The following is a 23,469-nucleotide window of genomic DNA, read 5'->3' as shown; positions in this document are numbered from 1 at the left end:
TTAGTCCTCCTTTCTGACGACATAAACCGTCGTCGCTTCGTCGAACGCCCCTCTTGTCTGAATGACGAGTCGCTCGCCGGTTGCCCGTTCGACTTCATAGAACCGAACGCCATATTGGATTAATTCTTTCGTAATCGTAACACGTTCATTCGTTTGATTCGTCGGTCTTAAGACCAACTCGATCGCAGACAGCGGATACCATGTCCCGTCTAAGGCAAGACCATCTCCAAAAAACGGACTTGTCTCGCTTAAAGCAACAGGTCGCCCTTGCTCGATGATGCGTCCTGCCTGCATGACATACACATAGTCCGCCATTGCCATCGCTTCTTCGCGATCATGTGTGACAAGCAACGTCGTCACACCTTGTTGCTCCGTCAGGCGACGAATCAACGTCCGTAATTCACGCCTCCGCGGCAAATCGAGGCTCGAAAACGGTTCGTCTAATAATAAAAAGTTCGGTTGACTCGCAAGGGCACGTGCTAAGCTCGCACGTTGTTGCTCGCCTCCCGACAGTTGATGGACAAAGTCCGCTTCACGTCCCGGTAACCCAACGCGGTCGAGCCACTCAGAGACTTGTCGGGCGTCCCCTCGCATGCCAAGGCGGATATTCTGCCCGATCGTGAGATGGGGAAACAGTAGCGGTCGTTGAAACAGCATCGTCACTCCGCGTTTACTCGGGACTGTTTTTGTAACGTCACGCTCTCCGAAGTGAATCGTTCCACCTGAGACCTTTTCTAATCCGGCAATCAAGCGCAGTAACGTCGTCTTCCCGCTTCCACTCGGTCCGACAAGCGCAACGCATTGTCCCGAGGCGATGGTTAGATTGATGTCTTGCAAAACGGTCGTTTTACCGAAACGCTTCATCACTTTATTAATTTTTACGTCCATCTAATAACCTCCGAACCCCTTCTATCCATAAGGTAAAGAACAACATTTGCCCTAGATAAATCAAAAATGGTAACCCAATCAACCAAATCGTCGCTTCTTTAGCCGCATCAACCGCATTCCCAGAGTAAAGGGGGAAGACTTCAAGTGCGAGCATCCGAACGACGCCACCGCCGATCAGCACGACGAGTGCATACTGACTAAGTGTGATGACGGTGACGAGCAATGTCACCGATTGTAATGTCGGACGAAGCAACGGTCCGACTAAAAAGAAAAATCGTTTCAAGCGGTTCGCCTCAACGAGGACCGTCTGTTCGAGTAGTTGTTCACCGAGCGCCTGAAATCCGTTCGTATAAAGGCGGACCGTGTACGGAAGTGTCGGTAACAAAAGGACGAGTAACACGCCAAGGAATTGATCAGCCAAACCTAAACGGATCCACGTCAAATAAAGACCAAATGAGAGCAATAATACAGGTAAAAACAGTGGCAGACTAATCAACAACTCAGCCAGTTGAATAATTCGTCCCGTCTGAAAGGCAATGGCTTTCCCCGCTGCATAACCAATTACGTGGTTCAAAAACGTCACTGCTGCAATCATGAAGAGCGTAGTCGTCAACGTCTCGACGATTCGTGGGTTTAGAGAAAATGATTTCGGAATGATTCCGAGCAGCGGTGCAACGACGAGACAAGCAATCAATAGCGTAACGATTCGTTGCTTCATTCAATCCGCCCCTTACTGATTCGCTCTGTGATCGGTCGAATCCACCACGTGAAGACGGCTAACATCATGAAGAGCAACGTCGTCAAGACGACACTGATGGCAAAAGCCGTTGGTTGTTGCGACAGGTCTCCTTGCGTATATAAATCAAATACATATACACCAATCATTTTCGGATACGTCACACCAAGCAATGCCGGCACTTCGTAGGCAAATAGAACAAATGCAAAAACAATGAAGCTTGCTTCAAGTGCCGGAAACAAAATAAAAACACCTTTTCCATGCCAAAATCGGTGAATCCTAGATAATCCAAGCAGTTGCCCCAATTCCTCATACCGGTGATCAAGCCGTCGAAAAACAGGGATGAGATAAAAAAAGATGAACGGTGTTTCCTTATACACGTAAGTCAAGATGATACTAAAATGATTCGTCTCATGCGGACCAATCATCGGTACATTACTGAAGTAGAGAATCGCGAGATATGCTGCACCCAGATGCGGGATGAACAGCGGAAGTGCAAGGATTTGTTCCGCTATCCCCCCTCGCCTTGAGAAAAATTGAGCTAATCCGACACCGACCCCTAACGAAAGTAACGTGCTACTCAGTGCGACGTACAGACTTAACGCAATGCTTTCAAGAAACACGGTATCGCTTAACAATGCACGATAATCGGCGACTGTCGTCATCGATACACTGATGAACAGTCCATAAAGAACCATACCAGCAATCAAGAAGACGGCGGGGTAAGGATTACCGCGCCACACGTTCCGGCCAATCCTTTCGAATGACCTCGAAGAACTCCGGATCGAGCTCCGCTCGGACTTTTCCTTCAAAGGCATCCGGTGTCGGTGTCGATTTTGCTGCCGGGACATCCTTAAACGCTTGTTGTTCTTCTGACGTCAACGTACTTAAATCAAGACTTGTCCCATCTCCCCAGTAGGTCGCGTCATATTTCTTCAACTGCGCATCTGCTGATAACAATTCGTTGATCGCAACGAGCGCCCCTTTTGGATTTGGTGCGTTAAACGGAACCGATAAGAAGTGGGTCGACGCAATCGAACCTTCTTCTAAGATGAGTGGACGTGTTTCTTTCGGGAAGGTCCCGGACGCGACTTCCTGTTCGGCCCGGCGTTCATTGAAGCCCATCGTGAACGCGACATCCCCCTTCGCATACAGCTGATCGAGCTGTGCGAGTGTCTTCGGATAGGTTTTCCCTTCTTTCCAAAGGTACGGTTTTAAATCATTTAAATAGTCCCATGTCTTTTTAAAATCGCTTTTCGGGTCCTTCAACGTTTCATTTGATTCGACACCATACATGACATGACGCACAAACGCATTTCCTGTGAAATCCGTTACTTCCGGATAAGTGAATTTTCCTGGATTTGCTTTGACCCAGTCTTTTAATTCACTTAAGTCCATCGGTGGTTTGGCAACACTGGCTTGATCATAATGGAACGCGAACTGGACTTTTCCCCAGGCGGCTTCGAGCCCTTCCGTCTTCGTCCCACTATCTGAAGCTTGCGCCGCGGCGTCGACTTGTTTGATGTTCGGTAAGACGCTCGCAATATCACCATATAACAGCCCATCTTTTTTCGCATTTCGGAAATTATCGCCGTTGATCCAGACAACATCAATCACGCCTGTGTCCTTACCGGCTGTTTTTTCGGCACGTAATTTCTGAATGATATCCGCTGTTTCAATCGGCACACGCTTCAAAGTGATTTGATGCTCTTTTTTCAACTTGGGTGCGACATACTCGTCGATGTAGGCATTGATGCCGTCATCTCCACCCCACATGTACATCCGGACCGTCGTTTTTTGTGCTTCTTGTTCAATCATCTTATAAGAAGATCCGAGAACATCCTTTTTTTCCGGCATATCGGAAGTAGCTCCGCATCCTGCAAGCAACATCCCGGTCGCGGCGACACCTATCATTTTCTTTAACATCTGTTCCATCCCCACCCTATCATTTTTTATCAAATCCTGATTTACCGAGCCCTTCAATCAATCGGGGACAAACGGCATAAACTTTCGCTGAAAGTTCCATCCACCACGGTGCATTGACCTCTCGTTTTTGACGTTCGATCGCTCGGACTACCGTCTTTGCGAGCGACTCTTTCGACAGTAGTATCGAGGCGACATTTTTTTCATACTTACGACTGAGGTCAGCGCGTATGAAAAATTCCGTCGCGATCGGTCCTGGATTAACCGTCATCACATGGATGCCTTTTGGTCGTAATTCAAGCCGCAATGCATTCGAGAACTGAAGCAGGCTTGCTTTTGTCATGCAGTAGATGGTCGATTTCGGAGTCGGCAGCTTTCCTGCCTGACTCGCGACATTGACAATCATTCCATTCGGACGGAGTAAAGATAGACACGCTTTCGTCAACCGGACGGGCGTCAAGACATTGATCCGGTGCATCGATTCAATCGTTTCGATCGAGGTATCGTGCAAGAAACTGAATTCTCCGAATCCAGCATTATTAATCAATACATCAATCATGCCATAGTCGACCTGGATTCGTTCTGCGAGACGCTCCGGTGAATGTTCTAAGTCATAGACGATATAGCGAGCATTCAGCTCCCCGGCTAATTGTTCGAGTCGATCGGCACGGCGGGCAATCAAAATCAAATTCGCCCCTTGCCGGTTCAAGACGCGCGCTAACGCTTCACCGAGACCGCTTGATGCTCCCGTCAAGACCACCGTTTTATTCATTAGATTCATCCGCTAACTCCCGCCTTCGAATAATAAAGAACCGCGTCTCGTTTTTCGACTGTGATTTGACCACTTGCGACTAAATGATCGAGTCGCGCTTTCATCTCGCTCATGACGAGCGGGAATGATTTTTTCAAACGATTGCCGTATGTCAACTGGGCTAAATCAAATAACGTCTGCTCTCCTGTCAGATGTTTCAGAAGTTGCTCACCGCGGGCTTTTCGTTGGAGCAAGCGTTCTTCAATCAATGTTGACACGTCATGAATCGGTTCCCCGTGCCCGGTGTAGGCAATCGTGATCCGTTCGCCTTGGAGTTTTTCGAGCGAGCGCATGTAAGCAAGGACGGGCCGTTTTATGTCTGAATCATCCCCTGCTTGCGGCTGTTCGAGTAATGGATTCGGCTCAATCCGTGCCAGTAAATGGTCGGCTGCGAATAATGTCCCGTCTTGACCGAGAATCCCGATCTGGTCACTTGCGTGTCCCGGTAACTCAATCACGCGGTATGTACCTGCCGCCGTAATGGAATCGCCTTCTTTTAGAACGTGATCAAGTTGTCCTTTTCCGAGCCATTTCAGAGCTGACAGATAGCTCGGTAGTAACGCTCGTATTTCTTTCGGCACCCCGAACGACATCGCTAAGCGTTGCAAAAAGGCATCGCCACTATTTAAGAAGTCCGTATCTTGTTCTAAATAGGGACGCAGTCGTGCGTGCCCGTAAATCGCAATTCCTTTTTCAGAAAAACGATAAGCCATTCCGGCATGATCGGCATGGTGATGCGTCACGATTACTTTGTCGAGTTCTTCGACAGACAAGCCGATTTTCTGTAGGCCCTCTTGCATGGCTTGCCAAGCTTCTGCCGTATCGGGTCCACAATCAATTAAAATATGTTCAGTCTCCGTTTTTAGGACGTAACAATTGATATCACCGACTGGAAACGGCGTTGGGATCGGTAGCGTGAAGATTTCATCTTTGCTGTTCACTTGGAATCCCCTCATTTCTCTCACTAGTTTCCTTCATTATAGAGAAAAATGAACCTGAGCCGCAAACTTTGTCTGCCACTCTCTTGCATCCCTTCACTAAAGCATACGTAAACCGTCTGGAATTGGATGCAAAAAAAAGCGACCTTTCGCAGAATGAAAGGTCGCTTCAGGCTGTAGACAAAGTGTCATCGGGAGATCAAGCGTCTTTTTTCGTTGCTTTCCTCGGGATGTAGACAAAGTGCCATCGGGAAATCAAACGTCTTTTTTCGTTGCTTTCCTTAGGATGTAGACAAAGTGCCATCGGGAAATCAAGCGTCTTTTTTCATTGCTTTCCTTAGGATGTAGACAAAGTGCCATCGGGAAATCAAGCGTCTTTTTTCGTTGCTTTCCTCGGGCGAGGCGCAAGCCGTTGCTCCTTGATCCTAACGGACAATGAGCAGGGTCTTGCCTGCCTCTGAAAGTGCGTTAAAACGCACTTTTTCCCGTAGGAGTCAACGAAACGCGACGCTTTTTAGATAATACCGTGAGGGAAAGCCGGGCAGGCAGACGGTTTAGGGCGCAATTCGTCTCGAATCGCTTTTAAAGCGAAAAGCAATCGGTCGCGACCCTGCAGCTTTGCTGTAGCGGCGCGGAAGATTGCCGCTTTGAAGACGAGGCGAGACAGGGAAGCGCGAACGGATTGTCTCTCGATATCGCATGTTCACGCTTCATAAGAGTTCGTCTACACGCTGCGTGCGTTAAAACGCACTTTTTCCCGCAGGAGTCAACGAAACGCGACGCTTTTTAGATAATACCGTAAGGGAAAGCCGGGCAGGCAGACGGTTTAGGGCGCAATTCGTCTCGAATCGCTTAGAACCGCGAAAAGCAATCGGTCGCGACCCTGCAGCTTTGCTGTAGCGGCGCGGAAGATTGCCGCTTTGAAGACGAGGCGAGACAGGAAAGCGCGAACGGATTGCTTCTCGATATCGCCTGTTCACGCTTCATAAGAGTTTATCTACACGCTAAAGCGACCTTTCGCAGAATGAAAGGTCGCTCGTTTATTGCAAAGCTTATTTTAAGTTAAGGACAGTCAGTTTATCACGCGTCATCGAAGCAAGGCTTCGTCCGACACCTTGAACACCAAGTCCAGATGATTTAACGCCGATGAATGGGAAGTGGTCTGGGCCACGTTCCGTCCGACCGTTAATTTGAACAGAACCTGTCTCAAGGGCATCCGCTACAGCGAAAGCTGAATCAATGTTTTCCGTGAAGACACTTGCTTGAAGACCGTATTCCGATTCGTTCGAGTACGCAATCATCTCTTCGACTGAGCTGACACGAATGATTGGTAAGACGGGTCCGAACGGTTCTTCCCAAGCAACACGCATGTCACGTGTCACATTGTCGATTAATGTTGGTTCAATCAAGTTGTTCGTCCGGTTTCCACCAGTGACGATTGTTGCACCTTGATCTTTCGCATCCGTAATCAAGCCCTCCACGTAATCCGCTGATTTTGTATCAATCAATGGAACGACGACACTGTCGTCTTCAGGTGAACCGACCGTTAACTTCGCGATCCGTGTTGTTAATTCGTCAACGAGCGCATCCGCTTGATGATTTAAGACGAATACACGTTTAATCGCTGTGCAACGTTGTCCAGAATAAGAGAACGCCCCGCTGATGATGTGATCCGCTGCCAATGAAAGGTCCGCGTCTTCTAAGACGAGTGCCGGGTCTTTTCCACCGAGTTCAAGTACAAGTGGAATCATCGCTGATTGACGCGACAAGTGACGTCCCGTCCCTGTACCACCCGTGAAGGTAATCATATCGATTCCTGGATGTGCTGTTAAATAGTCACCGATGACTGATCCGCGACCCGTCACGACGTTGACGAGACCTGACGGAAGACCTGCTGCGACGAGCGCTTCAATCATCAAGATTCCACTGATTGAGCCTTGTGTTGCCGGTTTGAAGACAACCGCGTTTCCTGTCATCAACGCCGGTGCAAGTTTTGCTGCCGCTAAGTTGACCGGATAGTTGAAGGGTGAAATCGCAAGAACGACGCCGAGTGGCGCTTTTTTGATGACTGCGAGTTTTTTCGCACTTCCGCCTGGGAATGAATCGCCTTGCATCATTTGACCGTCAAAACGAAGACCTTCTTCCGCTGTATAGCGAATGATCTCCGCTGTCCGTTTGACTTCTTTGACGCCATCTGCACGGCCCTTACCTACTTCACGCATGATGACTTCGCCGATTTCGTCCGCACGCTTCTCAAGTTCAGTTGCCCAGGCGTGCAATAACTCCGCCCGTTTGTTTGCTGGTTGTTTCGCCCAAGTCGCTTGTGCTGTTTTTGCTGAAGCAATCGCACGGTCGACTTCTGGTTTCGTCATCGCTTGCACACGACCAACGAGGTCTTCCTTATATGGTGAAGAGATTTCAATCGTCTCTTTTGATTCACTCTCATACCATTGTCCATCCAATAAAAATGTATACGTTGTTTTTGTTGTATTCATTCCACTCTACCTCCATATGTTTTTTCTCTCTGTCACTTCAGTGTGTGGCTGCATAGCTATTGTAAACAATTGGTCAGACAAATGCCAAACTTTTTGCTTAACATATTATGAAAGCGATTACAATAGTTTTTTTATTGAATTTGATATGGAATGTTTTACGAATTGTGCCGATAACTAGGCAGAAGTGAATGTGCAGGAACGAAAGGGGATAAATCACGTGTACAATCAACACGATATTTTGTTAGAAGCGGGTACGAATGAATTAGAAATCGTCATTTTCCATTGTGGTCCTTATACCTTTGGGATTAACGTCATGAAAGTGCGTGAAATCATCGTTCCGTTACCGATGACACCACTTCCAGGAACACCAGACGCCGTCAAAGGATTAATCGAACTACGCGGTGAAGTCATGACGGTCATCGATTTACCGACTGTCATCGGTGTAGCGCATGACGAAGCGACGGAAGATCGGTTAATCATCTGTGAGTTCAATGGCGAGAAAAGTGTCCTTCGCGTCGATTCTGTCACGGAAATCAGACGTATCTCGTGGGAACAAATCGATACACCGAACGAACTCGCACGTGGAATCGAAGGATTGACGAACGGCGTCGTCAAGACAGGCGATAAGATGATCATCTTACTCGATTATGAAAAAATCGCACTCGAATTGTCTCGTAAAGACATCTTCGCACGTGAAGAAGGACGTCGCGTCCAACCGCGTGACCGGTCGAACAAAACGATTTGGATTGCCGAAGATTCAGAAATGCTCCGGACACTCATCATCGAGACGCTTGAAGAAGCGGGATATCACGGCTTAAAATGGTTCATCAACGGAAAAGATGCGTTTGACGCCTTCGAAGCAGGTAGCGATTGTGACTTGTTGATCACAGATATTGAGATGCCGAAAATGGATGGACTTCATTTATCGAAACGCCTTCGTGAAGACGACCGGTATGCAGAACTGCCAATCATCGTCTTCTCTTCCTTAATTTCAGATGATCTTCGCCATAAAGGTGAATCTGTTGGGGTCAACGCACAAATTACAAAACCAGAAATCGGTCGCTTGATCGAAACGGTTGATGCATACGTCTTGTAAAATATGACTGACTTTTAAGTCGGCGTTCACTTTCCTGTGAATGTCGACTTTTTTAATCAACAAAAAGACGTCCACGAACGAAATCGTGAACGTCGTTTTAAAAAATTATATCTAGCCTACTGAATCGCGTCCGGATTCTTCCCAATAAAAGCATCCAACCAGATTTTTCGGAACTCCGTCATAGATTGATCAATATTTTTTAAAACTTGCTCGGCATTCTCAAGCGACCCGTTTTCTGCTTCTTTTTCAAGTTGTTCAAACGCATCTGCCAAATCGTCCGCCGCGACCGAATAGGAGGCACCTTTAAGTAAGTGTGCGATTTTTTCTGTCTGTTCTGGATCATTGTCATCGAACGCTTGTTTTAGTTCAGGGAATTTGCGATCAAACTGCGCAATGTATGTTTCACCAATTTTTTGTAAAAATACGTGGTCCCCACCGGCGATTGAGCGTAATTCCTCTAACTTCTTTTGATTAAAAAAAGGCATCTAGTTCCCCCCTCTGATTTTATTTTAGCATTAAATGTCGTAAAAAAAAATCTGAGAATCATTTACACGTCCTATCTTCTGTCCCTATAATAAGCAAGTGAAGAGCAGGAGGGATAGACATATGTTGACGATTTATCGAAGTGATGTGACGGGGGCAGTCAACGAAATTCAAGAATTCACGAAAGGTTCTTGGATTCATCTTGTCAATCCGACAAAAGACGAAGCCGACCAAGTCATTGCTGCCACAAAAATTCCTGAGGATTTTATCTATGACCCACTGGACGTTGAAGAAAAACCTCGTTTTGAAAAAGATGATGAAGGACTCTTGATGATTGTCGATGTTCCGTACATCGAAGAAGAGTCATCGGGACGACGCTACAACACGATTCCGCTCGGTATCATCGTGACGTCGAGGCATTTCATCACCGTCTGTTCACAACAACTCGACGTGTTGACTTTGTTCTCGAACGGTAAATTACGGACATTCCGAACGAATTATCGTTCACGCTTTGTATTTCAAATTCTTTATAAAGTCAGCTCTTCTTACCTTCGTTTCCTTCGTCAAATCGATCGCCGAATGGACGAACTCGAAGATGAACTTCAACGTTCGATGCGAAATCAAGAAATTTTTCAACTGATGAACTTACAAAAATCCCTCGTCTATTTCATGACGTCACTTAAATCAAACGATGGTGTTCTTGATCGCATCATTAAAACACCGAGTCTCGAGAAACATGAAGACGATGAAGATTTACTAGAAGATGTTTTCGTCGAGCACCGCCAGGCGATGGAGATGGCACAAATCTATAAGGATATCATCAGTTCGACGATGGATACGTTTGGTTCCGTCATCTCGAACAATGTCAACTTCGTCATGAAGTTTTTAGCCTCAATAACGATTGTCATTTCAATCCCGACAATGATTTCCGGGATGTTCGGGATGAACGTCCATGTGCCGTGGGAAGGTGAAGTCATCGGCTTTTGGATTGTCTTTGGGATGATGATTTTCTTCTCCGGACTTGCTGCCTTTATCCTGTGGCGGAGACGCTTTTTCTAGCATAAAAAACCACTCGCTTTTACATGCTGAAGACGTAGCATGTAAAAGAGCGAGTGGCTTTTTTAATTGATTTCGACCGTGACGAGACATAAATCATCGGCCTCATCACTTTGATCGGGTTGAATCAAGTGGTGAATGTTCGGTCCTTGCTGTTCGATCAACTGACGGATCGCACTAATCCCTTCGTCAATCCCTTTGCTATACAGCTCCATGAAACCATCCGTATAGAGGTAGATACATCCAGGAGACGTCAAGTCGATCGTCCGACTCGTATACTGTGAGTCCTCAAACATCCCGACTGGCAATCCTGTGTTCTCGAGGGCGATGATTTGATCCCCCATCCGTAACAAACCAGGTGGGTGTCCCGCATTCGCATAACTAAGTTTCATCTCATCCAAGTCGATGTACAAATAAACGGCAGTAAAATAAATTTCCGTTTCATCCCCTGGGAAAAGGCGGCTCATCTGCCGGTTCAGTTCTTCAAGTACTTTTGCTGGATCACCGATGCGATGCACGAGTTCAAACAAGATCGAGCTCATTCCCATCGTAATCAACGCTGACGAGACACCATGCCCCATGACATCAAACAAAATGATGCCATATTTATTTTGCGAGATGCGGTACCAGGCGTACATATCTCCGGCTAGTTTTTTAGAAAGAATATAGGTTGCCATGATTCGAATGTCTTCATCTTCGATATTTGCACTCAACACACTTTGCTGAAGCTTTTGAGCAAGATCAAAATCTTCTTGTAAGACTTTTTCATACCGTTTCCGTGCATCAATCGCTTGTTTTAATGACATCGCATTTCGAACACGGGCAAGCAGTTCCGTTTTTCGAATTGGTTTTGTCGTATAGTCTGATGCTCCCGCATCCAGTCCATCCGCGATGTCCTCTTCATTGGAACGACCAGACACGATGACGATTGGCAATTCATCTAAACCAAATCGTTTTCGAATCAACCGTGTTGTATCAATCCCACTAATGCCGGGCATCTCTACATCAAGTAATACGACATCTAAGTTGTCGATAAAGGCTGGGTCCTCCATCAATTCGATCGCTTCTTCCCCACTCATCGCTTTTACGACATCGTATCCTTCATTTTCAAGCAGACGCTCCAAAATCATTAAATTCGTAAATTCGTCATCTACGACTAATATACTCATACCGTCACCTCGTTCCTAAACATGTTAATCTGAACATAGTTTATCACATCATCACCACTTTCGTTTAGACGAACGGACAGTTTTCCGTCATACTAAAAGAGAAGAATGAAAGGAGGAATGGATCATGTGGCTCTATGTTGTTTCCATTCTAATCATCGTGTTTGTCTTAGTCGCTTCAATCATTGTCATTTCAAAAGGCTACGGATATAAAGGCAATCAAGACGATATCGAAATTGACTACGATGAAATCAACCGTAAACTGACTGAAAAGCAGGATGAAGAGAAGCAAAACTAAACAACTTTGACCGTCTGAGACCATTTTAACATCGGTGGTCTTTTTTTGTTGCATGAAAAGTGCATGTTTTCCTTTTTTATGACGAGGGTACATATCTATCATGGTCAACTATTATCTTAAGGGAGTGTCTATTCATGGAACCTAATCTACAAAATGATCCACATGCTGCTCAACAAGAACATCCAAATCGTCAATTCGATCAAGAAGCTTCGTCAGGTCGTCGTATCAATTTACTTACGGGGATGTTGCTAGGAGCTGTCGTTGGCGGATTGCTTACAATGCTGAGCTCAACGAATCGACAAAACACAAAACAAGGACTTAGCGGCGCAAAAGATTCCGTTTCATCATTAGCATCTACTATTAAAGAAGATCCGTCAGGAAAAGCTTCACAAGTCATCGAACAAGTAAAAAGCGCTTCAGGAATCATTCAAGAAGTCGCTGGTGACGTTCAAAACGTCTATGACAAAGTCAACAATGAACTCGATACCGTTAAATCGGATGCTTCTTCTGTAAAAGATACAGCAACGGAAGCTAAAGGTGACCTGTCTTCAATCAGTGAGAAAGTGGTCGAAGCAAAAGACGTGGCGCTCGGAAAAGAAGAAGCCCCACAAAACAATCAATCAGACAATTCACAGCAAAATAAATAAACCGTTTTATCAAAAACCATCATGCTTGTGGCATGGTGGTTTTTGACTGTAGACAAAGTGCTATCGGGAGATAAAGCATCTTTTTTCGTTGCTTTCCTCGGGCGAGGCGCAAGCCGTTGCTTCTTGGATCCTAGCGGCCAACGAGCAGGGTCTTGCCTGCCTCTGAAAGTGCGTTAAAAACGCACTTTTTCCCGTAGGAGTCAACGAAACATGACGCTTTTTAAGTAATACCGTAACGGAAAGCCGGGCATAGAGACGGTTTAGAGCGCGATTCGTCTCGAATCGCTTTTAAAACGAAAAGCAATCGGTCGCGACCCTGCAGCTTTGCTGTAGCGGCGTGACAGGGAAGCGCGAACGGATTGTATCTCAATACCGCATGTTTACGCTTTTTAATAGTTTGTCTACACGCCGAATCCATCATTCAAAAAACTTCACGATGATTGCGACACGTTCACGCATACCATATCGCAATACACCAGATAACGGTGTTTCTGCAGGAATCGCATCACTATTCAATCCTACTTTCTTCGCTTCGGTACGCGCACGATACAAATGAAAATCTGACGTCACGATTGAAACGTGATTTTCACCTTTTGGTAATAACGCCTTTGAAAAACGTAAATTTTCAGTGGTCGATGTCGATTTGTCTTCGAGCACAAGACGTTTTTCAGAGATTCCTTCGTCAATCATGCCACGGCGCATCGCTTCTGCTTCTGAAATCGCTTCACCCTTCCCCTGCCCACCGCTCAAGATAAAAGTCGTTTCCGGATATTTTTTTCCGTATGCAACTGCAGCCTGAATCCGGTTTTTCAATATCAGTGACGGTGTTTCCCCTCTGACACCTGCACCGAGGACGATGACAAACGAGTGTTTCCCGTTCGCCGCGGGACGTTTCCCTTCTGCAACAAATAAACCGATACTAAACCAGAAAATGACGAGTCCACCTAAGATTCCGGCTATTGCTATCCGATATCTTTTCAAAACTTGTTTGATCCGTTCCATGAGTCATATGATTCCTTTCAACCTGCTATTTTCGATTACATCCGTTTCTACGATGTTTCCCTAGGGAAAGTTTCAATCAAAAAACAGGGGTGACTCAAACATGGGGATGTCTCCCGATTAAAAGGAATCCGGACTTTTCATGCATACACTAAACTATCCTGAGCCATGAGAATGTGCATAGAAATGACCGATGTTCCCGTGAATCGCGGGAGCATCGGTCATTTGATTAATGGAGGACGGAAACGTCCGTCACACAGATTGATGTTGGTCTGACTTCTGAGTCAGCCCCCTTTTGCTAGATTAATTTCCCCAAATTGCTGTCGCATATTCTGGATGATCAATGAATGGATTGCGGTTTTTTTGCCATTTTTCAAAAATGATGTCATTGCGTTTCTTTTCGAATGCATCGACTGGGTCAAGTTTGTTCCACGCTTTTAACGTCGATAACTTTCCGTGAAGTGGGTTTGAACCATTGTTGACGTTTTCTGACGTCTCTAAGTCGATTTCGCCGCCACCTTCATAACGAACCGCCATATAGAAAATCATCCGCGCGATATCACCTTTGACGCGAGTCGGTGGTTCCCATGAATCACCATCTCGGTTACAATCGCATCCGCTATATTTCGTTCCGCCATTGTCAAAATCAAGGTTCCCTCGAGCACTATTGACGACGACGTCTGACGGACGTAAGTGATGCAAGTCTGTCCCTGGTCCCATGCTCGTTCCGAAGTCCCCATGCGATTTTGCCCAAACATGCTCTCGGTTCCATTGACCGACGTTCCCACCGTTGCTATTTTTTGAAATGGACTTCCCCGTGTACAGTTCGATGACGTTGTTCACATTACTTGGATCTTGATCGGTTTCTTTTAATGCCGTCCAAACCGTGTCATACGAGACTTCCGTATGATTATCGATGATGTCATGCAGTGATGCTTTTAATGCCGCACCCGTTTTCCCCGCTGCCGGCTGATAATAGGCATCGATTGTTGATTGTGACGTGACCGCTTGTGGTCCCGCTACTATCTTCGTTGAATCCGTTTTTGCGATGACCGGCGTAAAGGCCAGTGATCCTAACGCGAGTGTCGCAACAAGTGCCCCACTGATTTTCGACTTCCAGTTCATGCTTTTTCCCCCTCAGGTTAAGTATGGACATGCAATGTCAAACCGTATTACACTCTCATTTTCACACCACTTGTCTTTCTTACGGAAGATGGACGAAAGACCTCTTCTTTTTAGAGGATTCTAGAAATCAGAGTTAGCATGAATGTTCAACGGTTAGAAGGTCCTGTTTTTTGATGAAACATGAATCAATAAACGATGAATTATTATTCAGACGAACTATTCTAGAGGCAAAAGTCATGATTTTAAAGGATACATAAATAAGGTTTGAGGATGATATCCCCCATGTTTTAACTTGCTATAATAATTAATGCAAGCGTTTTCATAAATGGATAGAGGAGGCTTTTTGATGAAACATAAAAGCTTGATTGTCGCATCTCTTGCCAGCGTGACGTTTTTAGCGCCACTTGCGCAACCGATTGCAGTAGGAGCAACAGCAGACAACGGGACGATGATGCAATACTTTGAATGGTATTTACCAAACGACGGGAACCACTGGAACCGTCTAGGAAACGACGCTTCTAAGCTTGATCAACTCGGAATTACATCTGTTTGGATTCCTCCTGCCTACAAAGGAACGACCCAAAATGATGTCGGCTACGGTGCCTACGATCTATATGACCTCGGTGAGTTTAATCAAAAAGGAACAGTCCGGACGAAGTACGGCACGAAAACGCAATTGAAGTCCGCCATCGGGCAATTGCACACGGCTGGAATCGATGTGTATGGTGATGTCGTCATGAACCACAAGGGTGGTGCTGACTTTACGGAATCCGTCACAGCCGTCGAAGTCAATCCGGGTAACCGTAATCAAGAAGTCTCTGGCGACTATCAAATCCAGGCCTGGACCGGGTTCAACTTCGCGGCACGGAGCAACGCCTATTCAAACTTCAAATGGAAATGGTATCACTTCGACGGAACGGATTGGGATCAATCCCGCTCAAAAAGTGCCATCTATAAATTCCGTGGAACAGGTAAGTCGTGGGACTCGAATGTGTCTTCTGAAAATGGAAACTATGATTACTTGATGTATGCAGACATTGATTTCGATCACCCGGAAGTGCAACAGGAAATGAAGAACTGGGGGAAATGGTACGTCAATGAACTCGGGCTCGACGGATTCCGTCTTGATGCCGTCAAACACATCAAACATACGTATCTCGCAGATTGGTTGACGAACGTTCGTCAGACGACGGGTAAGGAACTATTCACAGTCGCCGAATACTGGCAGAACGATCTCGGGACCCTTAAAAACTATTTAAGTCAGACGAACTATAAACAATCCGTTTTTGACGCTCCACTTCATTACAAATTCGAACAAGCGAGTAAAGGCGGCGGCTTTTATGACATGCGCACAATTTTTAACGGTACACTCGTCCAAGATAACCCGACGCTTGCCGTCACACTCGTTGAAAACCATGATTCTCAACCTGGTCAATCGCTCGAATCGACCGTTCAATCCTGGTTCAAGCCCCTTGCTTACGCGATGATTTTGACGCGAGAACAAGGGTATCCATCCGTCTTTTACGGGGACTACTACGGCACGAAGGGTTCCTCGAACCGCGAAATCCCTGCCCTCGCGTCAAAAATCGATCCGATTCTAAAAGCACGGAAAGACTATGCATTCGGTAAGCAAAACGATTACCTCGATAATCCGGATGTCATCGGTTGGACACGGGAAGGCGTCAGTGACCGCTCAAAATCAGGGCTTGCGACAATCCTATCTGACGGTCCTGGTGGTAGCAAGTGGATGTATGTCGGTACGCAAAATAAAGGCGAAGTCTGGACAGACATCACCGGCAATAATTCGGCTTCCGTCACGATTAATGCCGACGGGTATGGTCAATTTTTCGTCAATGGTGGTTCTGTCTCGATTTACCGCCAACAATAATTCGTCGCATTTAAAAGCCCCCATCCGGTACTGCTTCCTTTTCAGGAAGGATCGTGGATGGGGGCTTCTTTTCATTCGGCGAGACCGACACTTTCGCGAATCGATTCTTCCTGTTCAATCGCTTCAAGCAGGAAATGGGCGACATCGGCCCGATTGATTTGTTTCGCTTGGTCGGGTACACCGTCAGCTGTTTGGCGGTACATCCCGGTTAGCGGACCATTCATCAAACGGAGTGGTCGTGCGACCGTATAGTCGACGTCTGCCTGTTTCAACAAGTCAATCGCTTGCCGGTGATCACGTAATGGATTCTTTAAGATTTGCTGTGCGAGTAATCCTTGTGCACCTGGTAATTCTTTATCAACACCTGCTGATGCGACGTAACCAATCCGCGTCACACCACTGACTTTCATCGCATTGACGATCCGGACGAGACTTCGTTCTAAAAATCCGCTGTAGGCAAGGCTTTCTGTCCCTAACGCCGTCAAAACAGCATCTTGTCCGACAAGCGCCGCATTGACATCCTCTTGATTCAAGACGTCCCCCGTAACGACATGAAGTCGTTCATCTTTCAGTTCCAACTTATCCGGATTACGGACGAACGCCGTCACCTCATGGTCATGCGCAATCGCCTGTTTGACGAGTTCTTGTCCGGTTTGACCGGTTGCCCCAAAAATAATCAATTTCATGCATAACATCCTTTCCCTTTCAAGATCCACTGTTTGAATGATACCCTTACCGCTTGAAAATGAATCGTCTTCCCCCACCCTTATTTTCAGAAAATTGTTTTTATTTGTTAAGCGTGTATGCTAAAATCTTCCTAAGTACATATGGATATTTTTTCCTTAAAAACAGGAAGGAGGATCGCTTGTGTTACGACAACGCTTTATCATGTCGCTTGGTGTCATTTTGATTGGTCTGTTCTTGTTTCAAAATACCGCGACGTATATTTACACGCATTACATCATGCCGGATCCTTTTAAAAAGCCTTCGATTGCAGAAACTGAAGCGAACGGCGAAATTAGTTTTAAAAACGGTCACTCACCTACTAACACAAAAGGCAAGATGCCTTTTGAACCGATCGATCCACGACCTGGTCCAAAAGAGCTCTGGAAATCCCTTAAAGCGGATGCCTCTGACTCCCCCTTTTCTTATCTACAATATGTCATTTTAATCAGCTTATTTAGTTTCATGGTCTGGAAACTCGTTCAGTCGCGTCGCGTGAAAAAACGGCGCATTCCTACAGGAGACGTAACGGATGATGTTCCATTCGCTCAGTCAATCTTTCGTCCTGCTTCTTTAAGAAAATCGCCTTATCTGTATTCATCGTATTCGTCTTCACGTGTCCGTGATCTGGTCATTCGTTTTGAGCAACATTTACCACGCAGTCAGCAACGTCGTCCGAACGAAACGCTTGAAGACTGGTTACGTCGGATTGAGGTCCCTGTCGATTTTCAGTTATATCGGAATATTCGCTACGGTGATATGTCGGAAACAATCGTCACGAACGATGAAATTCTACGTTTCGAACAACAATTAGCACGCTACTCAACCATTTGACCTTGGAGGGATTTCCTATGAAACTACAACAATTAAAAGACCAACTCAATTCCATCTATCTCGGTAAACCGGACGTCATTGATCTCTGTCTGACGGCACTCATCGCAGAAGGACATATTTTACTAGAAGATGTACCGGGAACAGGGAAAACGATGCTCGCCAAAGCGCTCGCTCAGAGCTTTGAAAGTGCCTTCTCGCGGATTCAGTTCACGGCGGATTTGCTTCCGTCCGATGTCATCGGTTCAGACTTCTTCAACTTAAAGACGCAGGAGTTCGAGAATAAGCGTGGACCGTTGTTTGCAAACGTCGTCTTGATCGATGAGATCAACCGCGCCGTCCCGCGGACACAATCGGCATTGCTCGAAGCGATGGAAGAACGTCAAGTCTCGATCGGTGGAACGACCTATCAGATGCCAGCCCCATTCTTTGTCATCGCGACACAAAACCCGATTGAATCGGCAGGAACGTTCCCACTACCGGACGCCCAACTCGACCGGTTCATGGTCGCGATCGAAGTCGGTTATCCGGATTTTGAGAACGAACGCCGCTTGCTGTCTGAGATTTTGACGAACGTCCGCCGATCAGCCGTCGGGATTGCGTCAGGAGGGGACTTGATTTCATGGCAGGAAGAAGCACGACGTGTCCATGCGTCGCAAGACGTGCTCGATTATCTGCTGCATATCGTTCAGGCGACACGGAATCATGAACTCGTTGAAGTCGGTGTCAGTCCACGTGGTGCGATTGCCCTGCTTCGCGCGTCCCAAAGCTATGCTTTCTTGAATCAACGCGACTTCATCATTCCGGAGGACATCAAACACCTTGCAAAACATGTCTTGGCCCACCGCCTGACATTGACACTTGAAGGGGGCATCAAGACGACAAAGGCCCAAGTCTTGTACCATCTCCTTGATGCCATTCCAGTTCCTGTCGAGATTGGGTGACGCGGATGAAAATCGAACGTTCCGTCCCCTTTTGGCTCGAACAAAAATTATTTCCCGTCTATTGCATATTGACATTTTTATTCTTATTCCTCCCCGTCGTCTCGGGACTCGGGTTTCTTTTTGCCGCACTCGCGACGATTCATGTCGTCGTCAACCGGACGGAACGGCAACTCCGCCGGGAAGTCGCGTTAGAATGGAAACACTATGAACGATTGATGTTCAACCAAGAACAAACGGATCTCCAGCTGCAACTTTTCGGACTCGAACTTTTTTCTTCACTCGGCCTTAAAGCTTCACTCCGGCTGCATGCTGCTGACGGGATTGTTTTCACGACGAGTGACGCGCTCCATCCCCACACGTATGATACCGAACTGGTGTTGACGGAAGAATTGTTTACGATCCCAATCCAGACCGTCAAACGTGGTCCGACGGCACTCGACGAAATCATCTTAACGATTCGTCTGCCCTGGCGGATGGGCGTTTACTTATTTTCATTCGATAGTTATCCGCAGTTCACGGTGCTGCCTTCGTTAACGGCACAAGCGACACCTTTCCTGCTGAACCGCTTACGGATTGGTGATCGTCCGGACCGCTATTCACCATTAAAAAACAAATTGGTCCAGCTTGGATCAAAAGCATATACGACGGAACCGTCAAAGGACATCGACTGGTACGCGACGGCAAAAACCGGCCGTCTGCAAGCAAAAGTCTATGAGACGAGTAATCAGGACACGTTCACGATTGCCCTCAATTTGTCGGGTCCGAGTGGATACGGCTTACATAATCAATCGGAACGCTTCATCGAACAAGCTTCGTTCTTAATCAGTGAGTTGATTAAGGAGGGCTGTAAAGTTGAATTGTTCTTGAACCGTCTCAACGAAGCGAACCATATGACCCACTTGGCGTTAGGTGAAGGGCAACCGCACTTGAAGCACGTCCTTGTCCATCTGTCGACGTTATCCGACCGGGATTCCTATATCGCAACAAAACAGTTCGAACGCTATGTTGTCCGCCGAAAACATCTTAATAGTCAGTTGATCCTGGTTGGCAACGACCGCATTCAAGCAATCGGTTAACCACTGGAAAGGAGTTTTACTATGTTTCCCCTCGTCATTCGAAAGTCGCTTCAGTTCATCGTATCGTTGGTCGTTTTACTGTGCATCAGCGCCTTACCGGCATTGATTGTCCAGTTACGTCCGAACTTTTCGAATTATACCGATGCGCTCAAACAACAAGTCCTGTTTTTGACTGGTATCGAACCGATTCTCTATTACAATGTGACGGCACAACAGCTCCGTCCGTTGTTGCCAGACTTGAAACCGTTCATCCAGGAGACGCTGATCATCTTCAGTAGTGCCCTTGTCTGTTCGTTTATCGCTGCGCTCGCTTATGCCTTTTTGTTTTATCGTGCGCGTCTGCGGACACGTAACCTGTTGAAGCAGACGACGCGTGTACTCGAGATGGTGCCGGATTTATTTTGGGTGATTTTTTCACAGTACATCATCATCGTTCTTTTTAAGACGACCGGTTTCGATCAAATCGAAGTCGCCGGCGGTTTTGCTGATTCGATTCGTTTCCTTCCGATTCTGACGCTGTCGCTGACGACCCTCTTCTTCTTCATCAAATGGTTGACGGGACAAATTCAAGAAGAGGAAGGAGCCAGCTATATCGAACTTGCCCGCGCCAAAGGGACACACGCGAATCATTTATTTTGGTCACACTTGATTCCGAACTTGTTTTATCGGTTCTATCTGTTTTTCCGCGCCAACGTCATCACGATTTTATCGAGTCTCGTCGTCATCGAATACACATTCAATGTCCAAGGTCTGTTTCGGTTCGTAATCATGAATCCGCAACTTCCTGTCCTGCTTGTGACGCTCCTCTTGATTTACTTGCCGTTCTTTTTGATTGACTTGATTGCTGAGCTTTGTATTCCAAAAGCTTGGAAAGGTGGTGCTGTATGAGACGTGTCTTATTGCGTGATCCGTTCTTTTGGGGCTGTATCCTGATTTTTACGACGCTTCTCCTGCTCAGTGTCGGACATACTCTATTTCGTGACGGACAAGTCGACCAAATCTCGAACCGGTACGCGGCGGATGGGACGTTCCTCGCGACATCTCCACTTGAACCATCGCGTGAGCAGTGGTTCGGAACTGACCGGGCGGGCAACGATTTATTCCAAATCATGATTGCCGGTGCCAAGTGGACGATCGGGATTTGCTTTGCCGTCGCCTTCGGACGCATCCTACTCGCTCTGTTGATCGGCGTGCCGCTCGCCTTTCGGGGTAAAAGATTAAATACGGCAATTCGTACCGTTCTTGACGGCTTTTTAATTTTACCGATTTCCTTACTGGCCTATTTCATTTTGTTGACGGGCTTATTTTTTGCAAGTCCGGAAGACATCCCGTCCTTGTCTTCCCGTGTCCTCTTCGAGACAGGCGTACTGATTTTACTTGGGTTACCGGCCTTACTGATGTATTTAGTCAGTGAAACGCGGCACCTGTTGACGCAAGAATTCATGGTCGTCGCCCGAACACTCGGCGGCAGCCCCCATTACCAATTTAGAAAGCACATTTGGCCGCATCTTTTACCGACACTTGCCATTGTTTTCATGCAACAGTTCGTCCAAACGTTGATGGTCTTGATTCACCTGTCCTTGTTCGGGTTATTTTTCGGCGGGACACTTTCACGCTTTGCGAACGATGTTTCACCAACGATCTTTGAATGGTCTTCCCAGTTCGGTTTCTACTTCCTTCAGTTTTCAGCCGTTTCCTGGATCAATCACCTGTTCCTGATTCCGGCAATCAGCATCGCTGCGCTCGTCTTCCTCGGGAACTTGCTGACGAGTCGTCTCGAGCGTGCCTATCGCTTGCGACGTGAACAGCTAATCTTCACGGAACCGGTCGCACAGGCAGAAGCCGCTGCGACACGTTTGACGAATCCGTTTGATTCTGTCTCACCCCACTCCATGACAAAGGAGAAATTATGAAACGAGTGTTCATCATTGCCGTCATTGGTCTCTACATGACGGCATTTGGTTTGTCTTATGTATCATACGAACAACGTGATGTCACCGTGTCGGACCAATCTCGTATTTTACCGGTACATGTCAAACAAATCCACGCGGCGACGTCGACAAATGACTTAACGACTTGGGTCCGGCAGCTGGCTGCCAAACAAGAACATATCTCGATTGCCGGTCTGCAACACAGTCAAGGCGGCCAGACCTACCTGCCGGGTGCGACCGTTCTCGATATGAAATCGTACAACCGGATTTTAAGCTATCAACCGAAGCAACGCAGAATCACGGTTCAAAGTGGCGTCACCTGGGCGGGCATCCAGCAAAAAATTCAGCCCGACCGCTTGGCAATCAAAGTCATGCAGTCGCAAAATATCTTCACGGTTGGTGGTGCGTTGAGCGTCAATGTGCACGGTCGGGATATCCGCTATGGTTCATTACTCGATACGGTTGATTCGTTTCGCTTGTTGACTGCGAACGGTACCATCCTGAATGTCAGCCGCACCGAAAATGAGGCGCTGTTCCACCTTGTCCCGGGCGGTTACGGATTATTCGGTGTCATCCTCGACGTCACCTTACAATTGACGGAAGACGAATGGTATCAGCAACAGACAATCGGTTTATCATACGAAGATTATCCGACTTATTTTCGGAAACAGGTGTTAGGAAACGACGCGGTTCGGATGCACATCGGTCGGATTTCGGTTGCGCCTGACGGATTTTTCCGCGACATGTATCTGACGAACTATTTGCGGTCGAGCCGTGCGGTTCCGATTGAAAACGAACCGTTAAAACAAGAGCGTATCATTGCCTTACCGAAAGCCCTGTTAGGCATGTCACGCTATAGTGATTTCGGTAAGAACCAGCTGTGGTCGTTCCAAAAATCCTACTTCTTAAACCAAACCGGTACTTATGAATCACGCAACAACGTCATGCGTTCAGATAGTGCCTTCATGGAGTATACGAACCCGGGGCGGACCGAGCTCTTGCAGGAATATTTCATCCCGGTCGATGCGTTTGTCCCGTACATTGATCGCATCCGCTCGATCTTAACGCAGGATGACTTAAACGTCTTGAACATCACGATTCGCTACGTCGAACAGGATGAGACGGCCGAATTGTCCTATGCGAAACAGGATATGTTCGCACTCGTCTGGCTCACCCACACGAAAACTGACCCGACGTCGCTCGCTAAAACGAAACGTGTCATCCAAAAGCTGATTGATGCGACACTCGAGGCGGATGGGAGCTACTATTTACCGTACTATCCATTTGCGACGCGCCAACAATTCAACCGTGCCTATCCGCATGCGACAGCGTTTAAAGCGGCCAAGCAGCAGTATGACCCGCACGCCGTTTTCCTCAATCAATTTTATATCGACTACTTCCAGTAAGGAGATTTT

Annotated in this window: 23 protein-coding genes; 11 read left to right on the top strand and 12 right to left on the bottom strand. The window is 46.9% G+C overall.

Features of this window, described 5'->3' with window-relative positions:
* The 7 genes from P403_RS0113645 to P403_RS0113615 form a co-directional block, all read right to left on the bottom strand.
* Window positions 1-888, bottom strand: a complete 888-nt coding sequence (locus P403_RS0113645; protein ID WP_029333154.1) for an ABC transporter ATP-binding protein — start codon at window positions 886-888, stop codon at window positions 1-3.
* Window positions 872-1,606, bottom strand: a complete 735-nt coding sequence (locus tag P403_RS0113640; protein WP_029333661.1) for an ABC transporter permease subunit — start codon at window positions 1,604-1,606, stop codon at window positions 872-874. The genes P403_RS0113645 and P403_RS0113640 overlap by 17 nt, the downstream gene beginning before the upstream one ends.
* Window positions 1,603-2,367 (bottom strand): ABC transporter permease, encoded by a 765-nt coding sequence (locus tag P403_RS0113635; RefSeq protein ID WP_029333153.1) that lies wholly within the window; start codon window positions 2,365-2,367, stop codon window positions 1,603-1,605. The genes P403_RS0113640 and P403_RS0113635 overlap by 4 nt, the downstream gene beginning before the upstream one ends.
* On the bottom strand, window positions 2,354-3,550 hold the full coding sequence (locus P403_RS0113630) for an ABC transporter substrate-binding protein (protein ID WP_029333152.1): 1,197 nt from the start codon (window positions 3,548-3,550) through the stop codon (window positions 2,354-2,356). The genes P403_RS0113635 and P403_RS0113630 overlap by 14 nt, the downstream gene beginning before the upstream one ends.
* Window positions 3,551-3,569: 19 nt before the next feature.
* Window positions 3,570-4,328: an SDR family NAD(P)-dependent oxidoreductase gene (locus tag P403_RS0113625; RefSeq protein WP_029333151.1), complete on the bottom strand. Its 759-nt coding sequence runs from the start codon at window positions 4,326-4,328 to the stop codon at window positions 3,570-3,572.
* Window positions 4,325-5,299: an MBL fold metallo-hydrolase gene (locus P403_RS0113620; RefSeq protein ID WP_152638926.1), complete on the bottom strand. Its 975-nt coding sequence runs from the start codon at window positions 5,297-5,299 to the stop codon at window positions 4,325-4,327. Before P403_RS0113620 ends, P403_RS0113625 begins: the two co-directional genes overlap by 4 nt.
* A gap of 1,049 nt (window positions 5,300-6,348) precedes the next feature.
* Window positions 6,349-7,791: an NADP-dependent glyceraldehyde-3-phosphate dehydrogenase gene (locus tag P403_RS0113615; RefSeq protein WP_029333149.1), complete on the bottom strand. Its 1,443-nt coding sequence runs from the start codon at window positions 7,789-7,791 to the stop codon at window positions 6,349-6,351.
* A gap of 217 nt (window positions 7,792-8,008) precedes the next feature.
* Between P403_RS0113615 and P403_RS0113610 the strand changes: the two genes are divergently transcribed.
* Window positions 8,009-8,887 carry a chemotaxis protein CheV gene (locus P403_RS0113610; protein WP_029333148.1) on the top strand — a complete coding sequence of 293 codons (879 nt, stop codon included), beginning with the start codon at window positions 8,009-8,011 and terminating at the stop codon, window positions 8,885-8,887.
* 116 nt (window positions 8,888-9,003) lie between these two features.
* Here the strand turns inward: P403_RS0113610 and P403_RS0113605 are convergent, their stop codons facing one another.
* Window positions 9,004-9,372: an Hpt domain-containing protein gene (locus P403_RS0113605; RefSeq protein WP_029333147.1), complete on the bottom strand. Its 369-nt coding sequence runs from the start codon at window positions 9,370-9,372 to the stop codon at window positions 9,004-9,006.
* 121 nt (window positions 9,373-9,493) lie between these two features.
* Between P403_RS0113605 and P403_RS0113600 the strand changes: the two genes are divergently transcribed.
* Window positions 9,494-10,429 (top strand): magnesium transporter CorA family protein, encoded by a 936-nt coding sequence (locus P403_RS0113600; RefSeq protein ID WP_029333146.1) that lies wholly within the window; start codon window positions 9,494-9,496, stop codon window positions 10,427-10,429.
* A gap of 62 nt (window positions 10,430-10,491) precedes the next feature.
* Here the strand turns inward: P403_RS0113600 and P403_RS0113595 are convergent, their stop codons facing one another.
* A complete protein-coding gene (locus tag P403_RS0113595; protein ID WP_029333145.1) occupies window positions 10,492-11,595 on the bottom strand; it encodes a PP2C family protein-serine/threonine phosphatase in 1,104 nt (367 codons plus the stop codon).
* Window positions 11,596-11,719: 124 nt separating this feature from the next.
* Here P403_RS0113595 and ytzI point away from each other — a divergent pair, with 124 nt between their 5' ends.
* Complete coding sequence (gene ytzI, locus P403_RS16530) at window positions 11,720-11,890, top strand: YtzI protein (RefSeq protein ID WP_152638925.1); 171 nt, start codon at window positions 11,720-11,722, stop codon at window positions 11,888-11,890.
* Window positions 11,891-12,024: 134 nt separating this feature from the next.
* Window positions 12,025-12,537 (top strand): YtxH domain-containing protein, encoded by a 513-nt coding sequence (locus P403_RS0113585; protein ID WP_029333144.1) that lies wholly within the window; start codon window positions 12,025-12,027, stop codon window positions 12,535-12,537.
* 417 nt (window positions 12,538-12,954) lie between these two features.
* Here P403_RS0113585 and P403_RS0113580 read toward each other — a convergent pair whose 3' ends face one another.
* Window positions 12,955-13,539 carry a YdcF family protein gene (locus P403_RS0113580; protein ID WP_029333143.1) on the bottom strand — a complete coding sequence of 195 codons (585 nt, stop codon included), beginning with the start codon at window positions 13,537-13,539 and terminating at the stop codon, window positions 12,955-12,957.
* A 300-nt stretch (window positions 13,540-13,839) separates the two neighbouring features.
* The gene (locus P403_RS0113575) at window positions 13,840-14,661 is read right to left on the bottom strand and encodes an endonuclease I family protein (RefSeq protein ID WP_029333142.1); all 822 of its coding nucleotides are present in this window, start codon (window positions 14,659-14,661) and stop codon (window positions 13,840-13,842) included.
* A 346-nt stretch (window positions 14,662-15,007) separates the two neighbouring features.
* Between P403_RS0113575 and amyS the strand changes: the two genes are divergently transcribed.
* On the top strand, window positions 15,008-16,549 hold the full coding sequence (amyS, locus tag P403_RS0113570; RefSeq protein ID WP_034801267.1) for an alpha-amylase: 1,542 nt from the start codon (window positions 15,008-15,010) through the stop codon (window positions 16,547-16,549).
* Between the two features lie 71 nt (window positions 16,550-16,620).
* On the opposite strand, the gene P403_RS0113565 is transcribed toward amyS, so the two are convergent.
* Window positions 16,621-17,235: an NAD(P)-dependent oxidoreductase gene (locus P403_RS0113565; RefSeq protein WP_029333140.1), complete on the bottom strand. Its 615-nt coding sequence runs from the start codon at window positions 17,233-17,235 to the stop codon at window positions 16,621-16,623.
* A 181-nt stretch (window positions 17,236-17,416) separates the two neighbouring features.
* Here P403_RS0113565 and P403_RS0113560 point away from each other — a divergent pair, with 181 nt between their 5' ends.
* The 6 genes from P403_RS0113560 to P403_RS0113535 are packed head-to-tail and all read left to right on the top strand — an operon-like array spanning window position 17,417 to window position 23,460.
* Window positions 17,417-18,106 carry a hypothetical protein gene (locus P403_RS0113560; RefSeq protein WP_029333139.1) on the top strand — a complete coding sequence of 230 codons (690 nt, stop codon included), beginning with the start codon at window positions 17,417-17,419 and terminating at the stop codon, window positions 18,104-18,106.
* Between the two features lie 17 nt (window positions 18,107-18,123).
* The gene (locus tag P403_RS0113555; RefSeq protein WP_029333138.1) at window positions 18,124-19,047 is read left to right on the top strand and encodes an AAA family ATPase; all 924 of its coding nucleotides are present in this window, start codon (window positions 18,124-18,126) and stop codon (window positions 19,045-19,047) included.
* A 5-nt stretch (window positions 19,048-19,052) separates the two neighbouring features.
* Entirely contained in the window at window positions 19,053-20,123 is a 1,071-nt protein-coding gene (locus tag P403_RS0113550; RefSeq protein ID WP_029333137.1) for a DUF58 domain-containing protein, read from the top strand.
* 21 nt (window positions 20,124-20,144) lie between these two features.
* The gene (locus P403_RS0113545; RefSeq protein ID WP_029333136.1) at window positions 20,145-21,011 is read left to right on the top strand and encodes an ABC transporter permease subunit; all 867 of its coding nucleotides are present in this window, start codon (window positions 20,145-20,147) and stop codon (window positions 21,009-21,011) included.
* The gene (locus P403_RS0113540; protein ID WP_029333135.1) at window positions 21,008-22,036 is read left to right on the top strand and encodes an ABC transporter permease subunit; all 1,029 of its coding nucleotides are present in this window, start codon (window positions 21,008-21,010) and stop codon (window positions 22,034-22,036) included. The genes P403_RS0113545 and P403_RS0113540 overlap by 4 nt, the downstream gene beginning before the upstream one ends.
* The gene (locus P403_RS0113535; RefSeq protein ID WP_084157675.1) at window positions 22,033-23,460 is read left to right on the top strand and encodes an FAD-binding oxidoreductase; all 1,428 of its coding nucleotides are present in this window, start codon (window positions 22,033-22,035) and stop codon (window positions 23,458-23,460) included. Before P403_RS0113540 ends, P403_RS0113535 begins: the two co-directional genes overlap by 4 nt.
* Window positions 23,461-23,469: the final 9 nt, after the last annotated feature.

Source organism: Exiguobacterium oxidotolerans JCM 12280 (genome assembly GCF_000702625.1).
Taxonomy (GTDB): Bacteria; Bacillota; Bacilli; order Exiguobacteriales; family Exiguobacteriaceae; genus Exiguobacterium_A; species Exiguobacterium_A oxidotolerans.
The sequence above is the reverse complement of the archived record's forward strand: the minus strand, read 5'-3'. Positions and strand labels throughout refer to the sequence as shown.

Bases quoted from the DNA above. Each gene is read 5' to 3' on its own strand.
- P403_RS0113575 (WP_029333142.1), bottom strand. From the start codon at position 14,661: ATGAACTGGAAGTCGAAAATCAGTGGGGCACTTGTTGCGACACTCGCG.
- P403_RS0113645 (WP_029333154.1), bottom strand. From the start codon at position 888: ATGGACGTAAAAATTAATAAAGTGATGAAGCGTTTCGGTAAAACGACC.
- P403_RS0113615 (WP_029333149.1), bottom strand. From the start codon at position 7,791: ATGAATACAACAAAAACAACGTATACATTTTTATTGGATGGACAATGG.
- P403_RS0113625 (WP_029333151.1), bottom strand. From the start codon at position 4,328: ATGAATCTAATGAATAAAACGGTGGTCTTGACGGGAGCATCAAGCGGT.
- ytzI (WP_152638925.1), top strand. From the start codon at position 11,720: ATGTGGCTCTATGTTGTTTCCATTCTAATCATCGTGTTTGTCTTAGTC.
- P403_RS0113605 (WP_029333147.1), bottom strand. From the start codon at position 9,372: ATGCCTTTTTTTAATCAAAAGAAGTTAGAGGAATTACGCTCAATCGCC.
- P403_RS0113555 (WP_029333138.1), top strand. From the start codon at position 18,124: ATGAAACTACAACAATTAAAAGACCAACTCAATTCCATCTATCTCGGT.
- P403_RS0113545 (WP_029333136.1), top strand. From the start codon at position 20,145: ATGTTTCCCCTCGTCATTCGAAAGTCGCTTCAGTTCATCGTATCGTTG.
- P403_RS0113565 (WP_029333140.1), bottom strand. From the start codon at position 17,235: ATGAAATTGATTATTTTTGGGGCAACCGGTCAAACCGGACAAGAACTC.
- P403_RS0113550 (WP_029333137.1), top strand. From the start codon at position 19,053: ATGAAAATCGAACGTTCCGTCCCCTTTTGGCTCGAACAAAAATTATTT.
- P403_RS0113535 (WP_084157675.1), top strand. From the start codon at position 22,033: ATGAAACGAGTGTTCATCATTGCCGTCATTGGTCTCTACATGACGGCA.
- P403_RS0113585 (WP_029333144.1), top strand. From the start codon at position 12,025: ATGGAACCTAATCTACAAAATGATCCACATGCTGCTCAACAAGAACAT.
- P403_RS0113640 (WP_029333661.1), bottom strand. From the start codon at position 1,606: ATGAAGCAACGAATCGTTACGCTATTGATTGCTTGTCTCGTCGTTGCA.
- P403_RS0113540 (WP_029333135.1), top strand. From the start codon at position 21,008: ATGAGACGTGTCTTATTGCGTGATCCGTTCTTTTGGGGCTGTATCCTG.
- P403_RS0113580 (WP_029333143.1), bottom strand. From the start codon at position 13,539: ATGGAACGGATCAAACAAGTTTTGAAAAGATATCGGATAGCAATAGCC.
- amyS (WP_034801267.1), top strand. From the start codon at position 15,008: ATGAAACATAAAAGCTTGATTGTCGCATCTCTTGCCAGCGTGACGTTT.
- P403_RS0113595 (WP_029333145.1), bottom strand. From the start codon at position 11,595: ATGAGTATATTAGTCGTAGATGACGAATTTACGAATTTAATGATTTTG.
- P403_RS0113630 (WP_029333152.1), bottom strand. From the start codon at position 3,550: ATGTTAAAGAAAATGATAGGTGTCGCCGCGACCGGGATGTTGCTTGCA.
- P403_RS0113600 (WP_029333146.1), top strand. From the start codon at position 9,494: ATGTTGACGATTTATCGAAGTGATGTGACGGGGGCAGTCAACGAAATT.